At 46.2% G+C, this 14,434-nt stretch carries 14 protein-coding genes; 2 read left to right on the top strand and 12 right to left on the bottom strand.

Features of this window, described 5'->3' with window-relative positions; translation table 11 throughout:
- Positions 1–13: 13 nt before the first annotated feature.
- Positions 14–1,639 (bottom strand): glycosyltransferase, encoded by a 1,626-nt coding sequence (locus ACEVG1_RS15250; protein ID WP_353124350.1) that lies wholly within the window; start codon positions 1,637–1,639, stop codon positions 14–16.
- Complete coding sequence (locus tag ACEVG1_RS15245; RefSeq protein WP_374744604.1) at positions 1,636–2,667, bottom strand: capsular polysaccharide synthesis protein; 1,032 nt, start codon at positions 2,665–2,667, stop codon at positions 1,636–1,638. The genes ACEVG1_RS15250 and ACEVG1_RS15245 overlap by 4 nt, the downstream gene beginning before the upstream one ends.
- Before the next feature lie 106 nt (positions 2,668–2,773).
- Here ACEVG1_RS15245 and ACEVG1_RS15240 point away from each other — a divergent pair, with 106 nt between their 5' ends.
- Entirely contained in the window at positions 2,774–3,733 is a 960-nt protein-coding gene (locus ACEVG1_RS15240) for a Stealth CR1 domain-containing protein (RefSeq protein ID WP_353124352.1), read from the top strand.
- Here ACEVG1_RS15240 and ACEVG1_RS15235 read toward each other — a convergent pair whose 3' ends face one another.
- From ACEVG1_RS15235 to ACEVG1_RS15190, 10 genes are all read right to left on the bottom strand, one after another.
- Positions 3,734–4,750: an NAD-dependent epimerase gene (locus ACEVG1_RS15235; protein WP_353124353.1), complete on the bottom strand. Its 1,017-nt coding sequence runs from the start codon at positions 4,748–4,750 to the stop codon at positions 3,734–3,736.
- Positions 4,747–5,739, bottom strand: coding sequence for a Stealth CR1 domain-containing protein (locus ACEVG1_RS15230; RefSeq protein WP_353124354.1), 993 nt, complete (start codon positions 5,737–5,739; stop codon positions 4,747–4,749). Before ACEVG1_RS15230 ends, ACEVG1_RS15235 begins: the two co-directional genes overlap by 4 nt.
- A gap of 48 nt (positions 5,740–5,787) precedes the next feature.
- Positions 5,788–6,756 (bottom strand): hypothetical protein, encoded by a 969-nt coding sequence (locus ACEVG1_RS15225; protein ID WP_353124355.1) that lies wholly within the window; start codon positions 6,754–6,756, stop codon positions 5,788–5,790.
- Positions 6,749–7,723, bottom strand: coding sequence for a hypothetical protein (locus ACEVG1_RS15220; RefSeq protein ID WP_353124356.1), 975 nt, complete (start codon positions 7,721–7,723; stop codon positions 6,749–6,751). The genes ACEVG1_RS15225 and ACEVG1_RS15220 overlap by 8 nt, the downstream gene beginning before the upstream one ends.
- Before the next feature lie 121 nt (positions 7,724–7,844).
- Positions 7,845–8,702: an alpha-1,2-fucosyltransferase gene (locus ACEVG1_RS15215; RefSeq protein WP_374744603.1), complete on the bottom strand. Its 858-nt coding sequence runs from the start codon at positions 8,700–8,702 to the stop codon at positions 7,845–7,847.
- Positions 8,689–9,459 (bottom strand): DUF268 domain-containing protein, encoded by a 771-nt coding sequence (locus ACEVG1_RS15210; protein ID WP_353124358.1) that lies wholly within the window; start codon positions 9,457–9,459, stop codon positions 8,689–8,691. Before ACEVG1_RS15210 ends, ACEVG1_RS15215 begins: the two co-directional genes overlap by 14 nt.
- A 2-nt stretch (positions 9,460–9,461) precedes the next feature.
- The gene (locus ACEVG1_RS15205) at positions 9,462–10,496 is read right to left on the bottom strand and encodes a glycosyltransferase (RefSeq protein WP_353124359.1); all 1,035 of its coding nucleotides are present in this window, start codon (positions 10,494–10,496) and stop codon (positions 9,462–9,464) included.
- A gap of 27 nt (positions 10,497–10,523) precedes the next feature.
- On the bottom strand, positions 10,524–11,663 hold the full coding sequence (locus tag ACEVG1_RS15200) for a glycosyltransferase family 4 protein (protein WP_374744602.1): 1,140 nt from the start codon (positions 11,661–11,663) through the stop codon (positions 10,524–10,526).
- Between the two features lie 61 nt (positions 11,664–11,724).
- Positions 11,725–12,744, bottom strand: a complete 1,020-nt coding sequence (locus ACEVG1_RS15195) for a hypothetical protein (RefSeq protein ID WP_353124361.1) — start codon at positions 12,742–12,744, stop codon at positions 11,725–11,727.
- Positions 12,745–12,800: 56 nt separating this feature from the next.
- Positions 12,801–13,844, bottom strand: coding sequence for a hypothetical protein (locus ACEVG1_RS15190; protein WP_353124362.1), 1,044 nt, complete (start codon positions 13,842–13,844; stop codon positions 12,801–12,803).
- Positions 13,845–14,133: 289 nt separating this feature from the next.
- On the opposite strand from ACEVG1_RS15190, the gene ACEVG1_RS15185 reads away from it, so the two are divergent.
- On the top strand, positions 14,134–14,433 hold the full coding sequence (locus ACEVG1_RS15185; protein WP_353124363.1) for a WG repeat-containing protein: 300 nt from the start codon (positions 14,134–14,136) through the stop codon (positions 14,431–14,433).
- Position 14,434 lies beyond the last annotated feature (1 nt).

The raw sequence follows: 14,434 nt of genomic DNA, 5'->3' as shown, positions 1-14,434 counted from the left end.
CCGAAAAACACCGCTACAGGCCTATTGCCATATATTTCCGTAGGTAATACTTCAATCTACTCGGCTGTTTAATCTTATTTTTTTTCATAAAACCGCTTATAACCCCGCGTGCTTTCCGACGGTTTTCACTACCGCGCTTTCTTATAATCGGGTCAAGTTCCTTGTTCAATATCGAGTTTTCCCGGTTTTTGTAGCAGTAGAACGCACCTGGGCATAACGTTACCTTGCTTGCATGATAAATCATTTCCATCATGACGGGCTTATCCTCCATGGGCACTAAATCGGGAAAAGAAAGTTGCTGTTCTGTCCAAAAATCTTTCCGTATTAAGTACCTCCAGGCCCACCCACGCATGGTCACTTCTGTTTTTTCAAGTTTATCGTGGGCATCTACCAGGACTTCGCTTTTCCGGAACCAAATACTTTTGTGCGGCTTTTTCTCATAATATACCGAACAGGCCGCAACGTCGGCTTGTGCCTTTTCCGCGGCATGTATCAATGTTTCATAGAAATCAGGGCTAAGCCAGTCGTCCGAATCCATAAAGTGGATATACTCCCCCGTTGCCTTTTCAACACCCGAATGCCTCGCGGCTGGCAAGCCGCAGTTTCTTGGGTGCGTTACCAGCGTGATGCGCTCATCTTCAGCGGCGATCCGGGTAGCGATTTCAGCGGAATTATCCGTCGGGCAATCCAACACACAGATAATCTCCAAATTGCGGTATGTTTGGAACCGAACCGAACTCAACGCCCTGGCCAGGTGTTTCTCCACGTTATAAACCGGAATAATCACACTGATTTTTTTATCGAATTCCCCGTATGTTATCGGGTCGTTGGTGCAGATGAACCTGCCCCTTATACGCTCCTTTTCCCTTAGGACATGCTTTAGCGGACGTTTAATCTTATAGTTCCTCACCAAGTCTTTTATCGCCCTCCGGGCATTCCTTACATTTTCCTTCCATTGCTTTTTAAGCGCCGGATGGTCTCCCGTTTTGTCTCTGTTCAGGATGGAAGCGCTCCGGTTTTTGTAAAAATAAACCGCATCCGGGCAGACGGCAAGTTTATTGGCGTAGTATATCATTGAAATGGCAACAACGATATCCTGCATGGGGACGAAATCCGGAAAGGAGAAACCATGCGCGTCCCAAAAACTTTTTCTGATTAAATACCGCCATGCCCACCCCCTATACAACACGTCGGATTTATGCATCTTGTCCTGCCCCGTTAATACCTCCGCTTTCGTAAACCAGATGCTTTGTTTCGGTTTTTTCTCATTGAATACCGAGCAAGCACAAACATCTGCGCCTGTTTCAGTTGCCGCGTTCAGTAAAATCTCGTAAAAATCGTGGCTTATTAAATCGTCCGAATCCATAAAATGGATGTATTCACCGGTTGCATGTTCAACGCCCGAATTTCTTGCGGTAGGCAAACCTCTGTTTTCCGGATGCACGACCAATTTTATGCGATTATCTTCCATAGCTACTTTTTTTACTATTTCTTCCGATTTATCGGTTGGACAATCCAAGACACATATAATCTCCAAATTCTGGTAAGTTTGAAAACGAACAGTGTTTAATGCGGGCAACACATATTTTTCTACATTATAAACCGGAATGATCACACTGATTTTTTGAATCGGGTTCATAGTTGCGTTTTGCTTAGTGCTGATAAATACGTGCCGGAGTAGTCGGTTCCCTGTGGCACTTTATAGGTAGTCTTTTGAAAAAAGGAAACCTCTTTTATGCGACTCCATTCGTTCGGGTCAAATTTTTCGAGCAACTTGTTCCCTATAAGTTGCTGGATGTCGTCTTCGGCGATATGGGGCATTTGTTCGAACAAATCCTTTGCTGTCCGTTCGTTCTCGACCAGTGCTTTAAACATCAGGTGAAGTTGAAAATAATCCAGTTTTTTGATTTCCTTTTTCCAATACTCCACGCACAGTTGATACCATGCATCGCACAAAAAGCTGCCTTTTTTAGCGCGTATGAAGCAGCTTTGTATAAAAGAATAGGGAAAATGCGTTAATTTTCCTGTCAGCAATACAAAGAAATCTTCGTCAAGAATATACCCCGGCACAGTATCCGTCATATAGCCTGTCGCATCCAGCCAGATGCCACCATGATTTTTCAATAAGTTCAACCGCAGCAAATCGGAAAAATGGGTATAATCAATTTGCCCTTTCTTGAATTTATCCATGACATAGCCAGGCAAATCCGAATAAGCTGACATCGTCGCATTATCCAATACCTTGTGCGCAAAGTTGCCTTTAAATTTCTCGACGCTTCCCAACGAAGCCTTCACGATTTCCGGCGTCGTTCGTCCGGCAGGGTTATCCCAGAATTGCCAGATGGTTTCCGGCGTTGCTACGGTCACTTCCTGTTGAACCAGGCCATCGGTTGCCGTCAAATATTTCCGGGCAAAATAGTCCGTCAATATGCTTGCCTTGCGTAAGTCGCCCTTATGTTTACTCCTTTGCGGATCGCCGCCTTGCAGCCAGCCGATGAAGCGACTTAAAAACACAGCCGCTTTTACATGAAGCCGGGTAAATTTCCGTGAACAACTCATGCCGCTATTTTCGGCTGATAAATGGTTCAGCCCCTTCTCTTGTCCAAAGATAAGTGCTTGAAAAGGTGAAATCAAGCGTTGTATAATAAGTACATCCACAGTTAACACAGGGTTAATGCATCCACCTGTAGGGTAAATACAATCACAATGATTATAATTGTGCCATCTTTTCAGTACTGCGCGGCATTGCTGATTAGGGAAAGACACCAAAAAAATGGGCAACCAACACAAGGATATAGATTTGATATACCTGTGGGTAGATGGCAACGACCCCAAATGGCAAGCCAAAAAAAGGGCGGCTACGGGCATATTGAGCGACCATTCCGAGACCAACAACAAGGGGCGCTATGTCAATAACGACGAATTGCGGTACGCGTTAAGGTCGGTAGAAAAGCACGCCCCTTGGATTCGGCGTGTTTTTATCGTCACGGACGACCAGCAGCCGGCATGGCTGGATACCAGCAACCCCCGCATACAGGTGGTCGATCATACCACTATTATGCCGCCGGCAGCGTTACCTTCTTTCAACTCAACCGTTATCGAGTATTTCTTGTATCGGATTCCGGGCCTGTCTGAACATTTTCTGTTCGCCAACGACGATATGTTCTTTAATGCGGACCTGCACCCTGATTTTTTCTTTGCGGACGACGGTTACCCCTTCGTGCGGTTAAAAAGAAAGCTTTTCGGCCGGTGGCATCCCCGGCTGACGACCTTTTTTAAGGGGCTGGTGGGTAAAAAGTTGGGGCAGTATGCGCAGAAGCTGGCCGACTCGGCCCGTGCGGTGGAGGCGAAGTTCGGCACCTATTACTCGGGCGTGCCACACCACAACATTGATGCATTCCTCAAATCCGATTACCGGGATGCCGTGGAGCGCGTTTTTTCCGACCGCGTGGCGGAGTCGCAGACGCACCACGTGCGCACGTTTGGCGACATCCACCGATCGGCGTTTTCATACTACGCACTGGCTATCGGCCATGGCCATCTTAAATACGTGGGCCGCGGGGAGGCAAGCCGCATGCTGGTTTATAAACACGATTTCATGGCATACATGGAGCGTTACCGGCCCAAGCTCTTCTGCCTGAACGACAATCAACGTGTAACGGATGACGACCGGCAAAAAATCAAGCCTTTTCTGGAAGCACTGTTCCCCGATAAGTCGAGTTGCGAGAAATAGTTAGCGGTAAACGTCGTTATACCAGGATACAAATCGGCCGACACCGTCGTGCAGCGGCGTATCGGGTTTATAGCCGGCCGTTTCTGCCAGGGCCGACGTATCGGCGTAGGTTGTTTTCAAATCGCCCGGTTGCATGGGGTACATATCAAGTTTGGCCGTCAGGCCGAACGCCGTTTCCATGATACGGATAAATTCCATGAGATGGATAGGCCGGGAATTGCCGATATTAAAAATCCGATAGTAAGGAACGATATCGGTGGCGGCAGGAACCTGTTCGCCTGCCCGCACAACACCCTCAACAATATCGTCTATATACGTAAAATCACGATGCATATCGCCGCCGTTGAATACCTTGATGGGTTTACCCGAGCAGATGGCATCCGCAAACAACATCGGCGCCATATCCGGCCGGCCCCAGGGACCATACACCGTAAAGAAGCGCAGCCCGGTGGTGGGCAGCTGATACAGGTGGCTGTAGGTATGTGCCAGCAATTCATTGCTCCGCTTGGTGGCGGCATACAGGCTTACCGGGTGGTCTACCCGATCGTCCTCATGGAAAGGCACTTTCGTATTGGTGCCATATACGGATGAACTGGAGGCGTAAACGAAGTGTTTGACCTGATGATGGCGGCAACATTCGAGCATGTTGACAAACCCAACCACATTGGATTGTACATAAGCATGGGGATTTTCCATGGAGTAGCGGACGCCCGGCTGTGCAGCGAGGTGGAAAACCCGGTCGAACTGATGGATTTCGAACAATTCGGAAAGACAAGCAAGGTCGGTGATGTCCGTTTTTTGAAATGTATAAGCCGGATGGGTTTGGCTTTGAACGGGCGTATTGTCGTTGATGGCATGCCGGTGTACCCCACATTCCGCTAAACGCCCATATTTCAGGTTCACATCGTAGTAATCATTTATATTGTCGATACCCACCACGTGGTAGCCTCTTTTCAGTAGGGCGTTCACCAAATGGAACCCAATGAAACCCGTAGCACCGGTCACTAAAATCTTCATCGTTCAAAGCTTGATTTTTCGGGTAATATATAATTGAACGCATCGCTCACTGCCTGCATGGTCTTGTCGTAATTGATAATGTGCTCATTGTCATTCACGCATACCAATTTGTATGACTGCTCCCGTATGGCTTTTATCGCCTGGGGCGCCCGGAAAACGAGCGGGAACATTTTCGTGTCCTGATAAGTATTATAGGGTTCGAAATTAGATCGGCATATCTGCCAGGTGCGGAAAAGCTCCTGCGTATAATCCTCCGGGCTCCGGAAACGGTGCGATGACATTTCGGTCAGTTCTTTCCCTGCATAATCCCATACCTCGTCAAACGTTGTTTTGGTATACGGCTGCGCGTTGTGTGGCGTCCGCAGCGTCACAAACTTTCCATAAGGTTTGAGAAGTCGCGTAAGGCGCGCTTTTTTTCCATAGCTTTCATGGAACCATTTGTCATGGTCGCGCGCCGTCACCTCCCGTTTATCAAAGCGCCGATTGATAATTTCGATATTGTTTTTCAAGCATTTGCTCCATAGCGATAGCCCCATGTTCATGCGGAAGGCGGCAATGTCATTGGGCACCCCATCAGTAAAAAACCGTGATTGTGGAAGGTCGCTGATGATAAAAAAATCATCATTGAAATAAACAAAATGTTCTGCCAGCCCCGGTATGCGGTGCAAGTAGATTTCAATCAGGCTGGAATTAAAACAGGGCAGGAATTGCTTAGGGATATAATCTTCGTGGTTGACCATCCGGAGTTTCGGGTGGCTGGTATCCAGCCAGTCGGGTTGCTGACCACAGGTAACGAAATGGATGTTTCGCACCCAGGGTGCAAATTTATCCACGCCCCGAAACCAATACTTCAGCAGGCCATGGTCCCTGAAACGGGCCTCTGTTACCTCATTCTTCTTGTTGTCTATTTTGCCCGAGTAGGAAGCAAAATCCTGCTGCCATTTCGGGTCGTTCATATCCACCCAGGTAATTACAAAATCGATATCCATACTGGCCCGTTAAACGTGCAAAATTAGGGATTTTATTTTTGAAGCATGTTATTCGATCAGAATCCGCTCAAACGGGATGTTATTGACTTTCGCCGCATATTTCGGGAAATCGGTCTTATACATGATGTCGGTGCCCAGGCTATATATTTTTCGTGCCCGCGATAACATAAAGAAATCGACAAAAGATTTCAGGTACACCTCGCTTTCCGCATCGGCCACGTTGTCTATGTGTACTACCTTCCCCGGGATGGTGTATATGTTTTTCAGGCCTTTCACCGCTTCGATAAACGACGAGCTGTCTGAGGTAACCAATACGGGCATATCGGTCTGGTCAGCAAGCTGCCGCAGTGCATTGATATTCTTCGCTATCAGCTCCTCCCGATCCGCTTCCGGCAACGGTTTGAAATGATACTCTTTAAAATCGCCCAGCAAGGCTTGGAAGCGAAAGACACACGCAATGTAAAATACATTCCCTATCTTACGAAGATGCGCTTGCAACCGATCTTCCAATAGAGGGGTCGGCTTAAATAGCTCGTTGAAGAGTTGCCCCCATTGATAGTGCCGTTTATACCTCCGATTTATCAACTCCAGATAATCCACCTTAGCATATATCAGCACCTGCTTTCTCAAAGGGAACAGGCTGGTCAATCGCCGCAACGGCGGTTGCTTACTCATAATCCGGAACTGGACTTCCCATACCGACTCGCTCAGTTCGCCCGGCGTCGGCACCCAACAGTATGTATCGGGCACCAGAAAGTCGGTCAATTCCATCGGGTGGTTAAAGATGCACCTGAATGGCACATCATGCACCTTGGCAAGCGCATATACACTTACAATCCCCTTAAACCGATCCGTCAACCCCTTCGTTTTCCGGCGGCTGTCGACCACCGAAACTAACATCGGCTTGCCGACCAGCTTAGCAGAAAATCGGTAGTGCTTCAACACCATGTAGTATTCTTTCAACCCATAGGCGTTGAAAAAACGGACAATCGCCTTCTTCACATGGCTGCTACTCATACTCGCTGATTAAGATACGTTCAAACGGCACATCGTTCACCTTGGCGGCATACGCTGGGAAATCGGTCCGGTACATGATTTTCGTGCCGATGCTATACACTTTCTGTGCCCTAGCCAGCATAAAAAAGTCAACGAACGACTTCATATAAACCTCTTCTGTTTCATCTACCATATTATCGATATGCACCACCTTGCCCGGAATGGTATATACATTGTCCAGTGTTTTTATTTCGTCAATAAAGGTGGAGCTATCGGAAGTTACCAACACCGGCACCGTGCTTCCTTCTGTTATTTGCCTAAGAGCTTTCTTGTTCTTTTCAATCAGCTCCCGTTGTTCAGTCTCGCCAAGCGGCTTGAAATGATATTCTTTAAAGTCGCCCAGCAAGGCTTGAAAGCGGAACACACAAGCAATATAAGGGCCACCGATCCGATTGAGGTGCAACTGCAAGTGTTTCTCCAACGGCGCGGTGATTTTAAACAGCTCCCCAAAAAGCTCGCCCCACTTATAGGATGTATGATAAATCCGGTTGATTTCGTCCAAGTAATCGACGTTCGCGTATACACGCACCTGCCTTTTTAAGGGCAATACATTCAAAAGACGTTTGATTTTCCGTTGCTTCCGCATCAACTTGAATCGCATGTCCCTTACCGTTTCCCCTAACTCTCCTTTTTGCGGTAGCCAATCGTATTGGTTGGGAATCAGAAAAGCTGTCAGGCAAACCGGATGGTTATAGATGCAACGATAGGGAACGTCTGTAGCCTTCGCCAATGCATAAGTGCTAATCATACCCTTGAACCGATCGGTAAGCCCCTTGGCTTGCCTTCTGCTGTCTACCATCGAAATCAACATCGGCTTTTTATCCGACGTCCGGAAAGAAAACCTCTGATACCGCAGCAGCATGGCATACTCAACCAGCCAATAGGAATTAAAAAAAAGGGTAATACTTTTCTTGAAATTATTGTGCATACCGATTCATTGGAGCCGGTAAAGATAAGCTAATCTGTGAGTGCTCCAAAAAAATTCATGACAGTGCAAAAAGCCGGCACGAAATCCGGAAGCACGGTCAGCCACGCCTGTTAATTGCTGCCTAGCAAGTATGGAATCCAGGCAGAATGATGCCGGAAAGATCCAATTCGTCCATCGTTACCCAGCGGCTAGGCGAAACAACGATCTTGCCGGGATACGGATTGAACCACGCGCCCCACCAGCTGAAACTGCTATTGGCAATGATATGGTGCCTGCATAAGCTCATCAATTGCATATCACGAAAACTCTCCATGCCTGCATTCCAATCCACGAAAAGGGCATTGGCAATCGGCAAATTTCCCTTGCACCAAGGGATGTCATCAGAGAAAAAGATGAAAAGAGGGGAATCGACATGCTGTCTGATATAAGTTAAAGCCCGCTGGTAATAATCGGCGTCACAAATCCCACCCAGCAAGGGATCACCCAAATAATCCCCTCGGCGGATATGTACACTCACCGTGTTTCCATCCACAAGCATGTTAGCCAACTCGATATTTTTCGCGTCAGCAAAGGCCGGGAAACGAAGATCGGTGCGCAACTGGTCGGCAACCGGTCGGATATAGCCAATGTGCTGCCAGTACCCCCAATAATAACGATGCTTCCAATCCCCGAAGATCGCCCCATCATATCCGAATAGTTCCTTCTCTTCGTAATATGCTCTTTTTGTTCCGTAAATCCTGCGCAGCTTGCGCGACACCCACCGGCGGTCCTCCCAGTTAAAAAGCCGTCGCTCGCAAGGCGTCAGTTGCGGCAGACGGATATCGAAAACCCGCTCCAACTCAAAACCATTATGACGTCCATAGGAATCGTATCCGGACAGATCTGCCCGGACTTTTGGAAAGGTTTGCTGCAATGCACAGAAAAATGCGTATTGGAAAAGCTGGTTGCCTAGGCCACCTAGAAATTCAACGACCTTCATTGGGCAATCCTCTTTTTTTGAACCAGAAGCAACCGCACCCGTAAAACTGCCTTTTTAATAGCTCATCAGATGGGTTGGGCACTAATCCACCATCTTTGCCGTCTTCCGGAATCAATGTAAAATCAACCAATTCCATATCACTGAACAGCGCCAGCACCTGCTGCTTATCATAAATCCGATGCGCGTTAAAACAGAGGATACTTTCGCGCCCCAGTGGGACAACAAGCAATAACGACCCACCCGGTGAGACAACCCGTTTGAGCTCGGCAATCGCTTTCAGATCACCGTCGTAATCAAGTTGGTCACCGTACCGGCCCAGTCCGATATGTTCCACGGTATGCATGCAAGAGACGGACGCAATACTATCATCCGGGAAAGGTAGGTTCATAAGGTCCGCGAAAGACGATGTCAGGTTGTCCAACACGAGGTCCGCGGGACGATAATCATAAAAATCAGTTGGCACGACCGCGGAAAGCATGGTGCAAAAATGCAATGTGGAAGAAATATCGACGTGGCGATCGGGATTAATGGATTTTATGATACGCATTGCCCATGCGGGATGGTAGACATAATGCCTGTCGAAAGCGGTTTCCCCTGTCGCGTCATTCAGGCACGGGTAAAACAAATCCGGGGATAGGCGAAAACGGGTGTTCGTAGCCAGCCCTTGGGCCGACAAACGTTCATATTGTGAGAGGAAGTGTCGAGGCAACCCCTGGCTTCCGCCCTTTATCGATTGCCAAAATCGCCTGAACCGCATAGCTAACCAACTAATGATCTCAACCAAAATTTAAAGATACGGCGCTTTTGCTTGAATGAAGTTAGGGACACCTTGAAAAGGCCCTTCCTAAGCAAATAAGACGCCGTCTGCTTTTTGGGCATCATAGATGTAACCATCAGATACCACCGGTCGAACAACTCTTTTTCAAATATTGTTTGCGGGAGCTTGCTAGACGTCAAGTTTGCTGATTTGAGTGCCACTAATAGCTCATAGAAATCTTCAATGGCACGGTCTTTAAACTCGCCCCTTATAAGGGCTTCAAAAGTAGAAACGTAAGTTTCGGTATTTGCTACACCGATTGACGCCAATTGTTCTCTTTTAATTTCACGTACGTGTTCAATCAGCTTTTTATGCTTGATGTAGGAACTATTATTGGAATGCAGCCGATATCGGACGAAATATTCTTCAACGAGCATACCTATTTCATAGACGTCTGCCAAACGCACAAAAAGGTCATAATCCTCTGCCGGTTCCCGATCCCGGTAACCGCCCAATGACAATACCTCCGCCCTTCTGTACATTACGGTAGAGTTAACAAAAATATTATTGAAGAACAGTTTGACCTTTAGTTCTTCAGGTTTATATGAAGGGATTAGTACTTGGGTAGTCGTATTTCCGCTTTCATCTATAACGACGGCATTTCCGCCGCACAGCACCACGTCGGGATGCGCTTCCAAAAACTGATACTGTTTTTCCAAACGTGATGGAAAAGCAACATCGTCACTATCCAAAATCGCTATATATTTTCCGCGCGCCGCTCTCAACGCCGCTTGCCGGGCATGGGTAATCCCTTTATTATTCACATCGGCTATCAGCCGAATCCGGGGATCACCGAAGCCCTTAGCAATAGCTGATGTGCCATCCGTGGAACCGTCGTCATACACAATTAATTCAAAATCACCGAAAGTTTGGTCCAATACACTTTGAATGGCCTCGCGGATATACAAGGCCGCATTATATGCCGTCATAAGTACGGAAACAGCTGGGGTTGCAGGATGGTCAACCGTCATCATCATGGGTTAATAATAATTAGCGAGTTCCCCCTAAATTTGGGCAGGGCCAATCGTCCTAATCAGGTTATGGAAGTGCACAAGTTGTTTCCGCTTAGTAAACTCAAAGTCGTGGCTTATCGAATCATTATTTAGTCTTCTTGCCATAACTTTTTTCATTCCCTCCGCTAAATCAGTTGCATTCCATGAATCAACTACAATGCCTCGAGCTTCGTTTACAAATTCGTTGACCCCCCCGGAATTAAAAGAAACGATGGGTTTCCCAAGGTATGCCGCTTCCAACATAACCAAGGAAAAGGAATCTTCCCGAGAAGGCATTAAGAGCCCATCACCGAGCTTAATGAACTGATAATATCTTTCTTTGAGTTCACCGGTAAAAATTACTTTTCCCGGCCACCTTTTTTGAACCACGGATTGGACATAATGATACAACCCGTCCTCGTTTATTCTACCCAACCATAAGATACAACAGTTTTCTCGTTCCAAAGCGGTTAAAATCTGCGGAAGATAGTCTAACCCCTTTTCATAGGTCACTGTGCCTGATATGACCCAAACGAAAACTTCCGGAGAAATGCCCAATTCTTCCCGGCTAATCTCTCCATTTTCAAGCTGCTGGTCAATGGCTGACTCATCAATAAAACTATATTGCAAAAGAACATTTTCATGCCCCATATCACGGATTTTCTCGCACACGATATTAGAACAACCTATGCATACTTCTGAGTGCCGAAGAATTAATTTAAGATGATCTTTACGGATAAATCGATAGGCATTAGAAAGCTCGTGAAAATGAGTAACTATGCGAACACCTAGCTGTTGGCCCAAAGTTAAAACCCGCTCGTCCACCACGATGGTATTGACATACCAAATAGCAGCTTTGACGCTTCGCTGTAAAGCTCTCAATTGATAGACAACCGGATCTATATTGAGTCCTTTTAAAACACTCCTCCATACCCTCTTCCACCATTTTTTCTCCTTGCTGTAAGGCAAATAATATGGGATATCACCCGGCAACTCTGCCAAAAGCTCCCCTTTTTTGAAACTATACACATAAGGGGTAACCGTGTCTCTATCAAGCCCAGTCAGCAAGCTAAAAAGCAGAACTTCCGAACCCGTTCTGGCAGAAGAAGAAGTAAAAAACAAAATCGATTGCGGGCCTGAACTATTTGACATAATAAAAGACGTTAAGAGGTCGTGGCTTCTTTAGGAGCCAAGATAATTAAATCTACCAACATTAATTTGGTAGATAAATGGGGGAATACTCCCCCTCATCCAACAAATACCGAATCCAATTTTCAAAGCTATATTTTTTTCTAATGTCGGCCGGCAGCGGAACGAACGGCGCAGCTAAAAACGCATCCAACGTTTCCTTGCTATGATCCCCCCAAACAAAAAAATTATTGGGATGATAGAAATCATACTTTTTGACCTCATGTGAGGTTGTAATCATTTTTTTTTGAAATCCTATGGCCTCGAAAACACGGAAAGACAGCCCATTGTGCACTTGGTTATTGATGTCAATAAGAATATCGGCATTAAAGGCTCGCTTGAGGTTTTCCTGATAGGTTAACTTTTCCGTCGTCGTTTTTAGTGTTTTAAAATCCGGGTGCGCTTTCTTACCGTGGCAGATATGATAACGCACGTGTAGGTCCACTTCCGTGAGTTCTGCAATTAACTGCTCCACTTGCTGGGATCGACCACTCACATAGGTACCTATAAAGCAGGCATCCGAAGCCAACGCCGGATCCGCATGCGGTACGGATGAACTGGTGTAAAAGTTCGTAATCGGAAGCAGATGCTGTCCATCTAAATCATGGGGGTCGAACACAAAAAACCGATCAAAATACTTTACGAGCGATTTGACAGCCGGAAATCGATCTAACCCATCCCACTGATAAGCCACCATGATCGCCGCCTTACGCTTGATCATCTGAATAATTTCCTCGCTATATTGATCAGGCCGAATAAGAAATGCGTAATCCGCATGCGACACCTGCGCTAATTTTTCTTTCATCCATGCTTCTGCACGCTTGAACTTCAAGTAATCTTTATAGTCTTTATGCCCCAGAAAATTCTTATGAACAAAGCTTTTAAGTCGCTCGAAGATATTCTTATACGCAAACTTACCCTGCCGTAAATAAGAGATATTCACCACTTGAAAACCTTGGTGCCTCAACTCCTTCTCAATCGTATCTGAGAAGCTATAATCTGTAGGAGCACCTAAAATGATTTTCTTACCTTCGAAATATCCCATAAAATTATTTTATAACCTGTCTTTGCGAAAAGCCGTTACGAGCAGGGGAAGCCACCTCAATAAGCCAACGCCGGTTCCAACACCATGCTCTGTACGCTCACTTCCTCAACCGACCCTTCGCCAAGCAAATGGTTTATCCAACGGTTAAAGCTATATTTTTCTTTGATATAGGGATTCAATTTAACATACGGCGCCGCCAGAAAGGCACTCAATTTTTCAAACGGCTGCCCATCCCATACGAAGATGTTATTGGGATGGTAGAAGTCGTACTGCCTAATTTCTTGGTTCGTCGTAATCAGTTTTTTATCAAATCCAATGGCTTCAAACACACGGAACGACAAGCCATGGTGTTGGGTAGTAAGAACATCGAGCAATATCTTGCTGTTGAATGCAAACCGAAGATTTTCCCCGTATGTTAAATCCTTCCGCGTCGTATCAAGATGTTTAAAACACGGTTTCCGCTTCCTAGATTTACAGATATGGTACCTCACGGAAAGTCCGCGTGCCTGCAATGTAGTGATGATTTCCTCTAACTGCGAGGCACGCCGCTTCATGTAAGTGCCCACATAATATACATCCGATTTATGCTTTTCGCTAGGCTCCACATCAAAAGAGTTGGTGTAGAAGTTCGTGATAGGTAGCATGGCGGGGTGTTGGGCGTCTTTCGGGTCAAAGACAAAAAAACGGTCAAATAGATTAATCCGTTTATACACCTCAGGAAACCGACTTAATCCATCCCATTGGTAACCGATTGTTTTATTCGCCTTGAGGCTGACCATATTGATGATATCTTCGGAATACTGATCCGGGCGGATAAGCAACGCATAATCCACTCGGGGCATTTCGGCCAGGCGATCCAACATCTCACCCTCCACCCGCTTAAATTTGAGGTAAGTCTTATAATCCGGATGGCCGAGAAAATTCCGATGTAGATAAGCGTTTAATCGCTCGAATATATTCCTGTATTTGAAATGACCGGGAGATAGCGACAAATTAAACACTTCAAAACCCTGATGCCTTAACTCCCGCTCAATAATTTCAGAAAAACCATACGCAGTTGGTGCTCCTAAAATAATCGTTTTTCCATTAAATATAGCCATTTAGCTCTGTTATTTATTTTGGTAGATAAGTCAAAAACAACTGTTACTCTTCAATTAACCTGCCAATTTTCAAAATTGGCCTTTCAGGTAGTAACGAGAATTTCAATGAGCTCGCTACTTACCGCTTGAAAATTATTCGGGAATGCTGAAAACAATCGGGAAAGGTGATGGCTCACGCTAGCCGGATGAACCCGCAATCTTGTACGGATAGCGGGGCTATAAATACGTAATTTTCCGTATTGCTCAAATATGGGACTTGCGTATTTTTGGCATTAAAAATCAACCCGTTATGAATGCAAGAATACCCATCCTGATTTGCCTTGTTTTGTTCGGCGCCGGGGCATTGCAGGCACAAGACCTAAAAGCGTTCAAGGACACAAGGGGGCTTTACGGTTATAAAGATGCCAAAGGCAATGTGGTGATACAGCCCCAATATCATCACGCCTACGATTTTACGCAAGGATTGGGGGCAATACAATATGAAGCCGCACATTCTTATCGCCACCGGGCAAAGGTTTATGAAGCATTGGGACTGACACAGCAAGCCATCGCCGATATGCAGCGATACAACGAACTTGGCGGAAAGTAAA

The sequence above is a fragment of the Parapedobacter sp. 2B3 genome (assembly GCF_041925275.1).
GTDB lineage: Bacteria > Bacteroidota > Bacteroidia > Sphingobacteriales > Sphingobacteriaceae > Parapedobacter > Parapedobacter pyrenivorans_A.
Note: the sequence above shows the minus strand (reverse complement) of the source record. Positions and strands in the feature narration are given on the sequence as shown.

Coding starts and splice junctions, on each gene's coding strand:
- ACEVG1_RS15250 (WP_353124350.1), bottom strand. CDS start 1,639: ATGAACCCGATTCAAAAAATCAGTGTGATCATTCCGGTTTATAATGTA.
- ACEVG1_RS15240 (WP_353124352.1), top strand. CDS start 2,774: ATGGGCAACCAACACAAGGATATAGATTTGATATACCTGTGGGTAGAT.
- ACEVG1_RS15235 (WP_353124353.1), bottom strand. CDS start 4,750: ATGAAGATTTTAGTGACCGGTGCTACGGGTTTCATTGGGTTCCATTTG.
- ACEVG1_RS15230 (WP_353124354.1), bottom strand. CDS start 5,739: ATGGATATCGATTTTGTAATTACCTGGGTGGATATGAACGACCCGAAA.
- ACEVG1_RS15225 (WP_353124355.1), bottom strand. CDS start 6,756: ATGAGTAGCAGCCATGTGAAGAAGGCGATTGTCCGTTTTTTCAACGCC.
- ACEVG1_RS15220 (WP_353124356.1), bottom strand. CDS start 7,723: ATGCACAATAATTTCAAGAAAAGTATTACCCTTTTTTTTAATTCCTAT.
- ACEVG1_RS15215 (WP_374744603.1), bottom strand. CDS start 8,702: ATGAAGGTCGTTGAATTTCTAGGTGGCCTAGGCAACCAGCTTTTCCAA.
- ACEVG1_RS15210 (WP_353124358.1), bottom strand. CDS start 9,459: ATGCGGTTCAGGCGATTTTGGCAATCGATAAAGGGCGGAAGCCAGGGG.
- ACEVG1_RS15205 (WP_353124359.1), bottom strand. CDS start 10,496: ATGATGATGACGGTTGACCATCCTGCAACCCCAGCTGTTTCCGTACTT.
- ACEVG1_RS15200 (WP_374744602.1), bottom strand. CDS start 11,663: ATGTCAAATAGTTCAGGCCCGCAATCGATTTTGTTTTTTACTTCTTCT.
- ACEVG1_RS15195 (WP_353124361.1), bottom strand. CDS start 12,744: ATGGGATATTTCGAAGGTAAGAAAATCATTTTAGGTGCTCCTACAGAT.
- ACEVG1_RS15190 (WP_353124362.1), bottom strand. CDS start 13,844: ATGGCTATATTTAATGGAAAAACGATTATTTTAGGAGCACCAACTGCG.
- ACEVG1_RS15185 (WP_353124363.1), top strand. CDS start 14,134: ATGAATGCAAGAATACCCATCCTGATTTGCCTTGTTTTGTTCGGCGCC.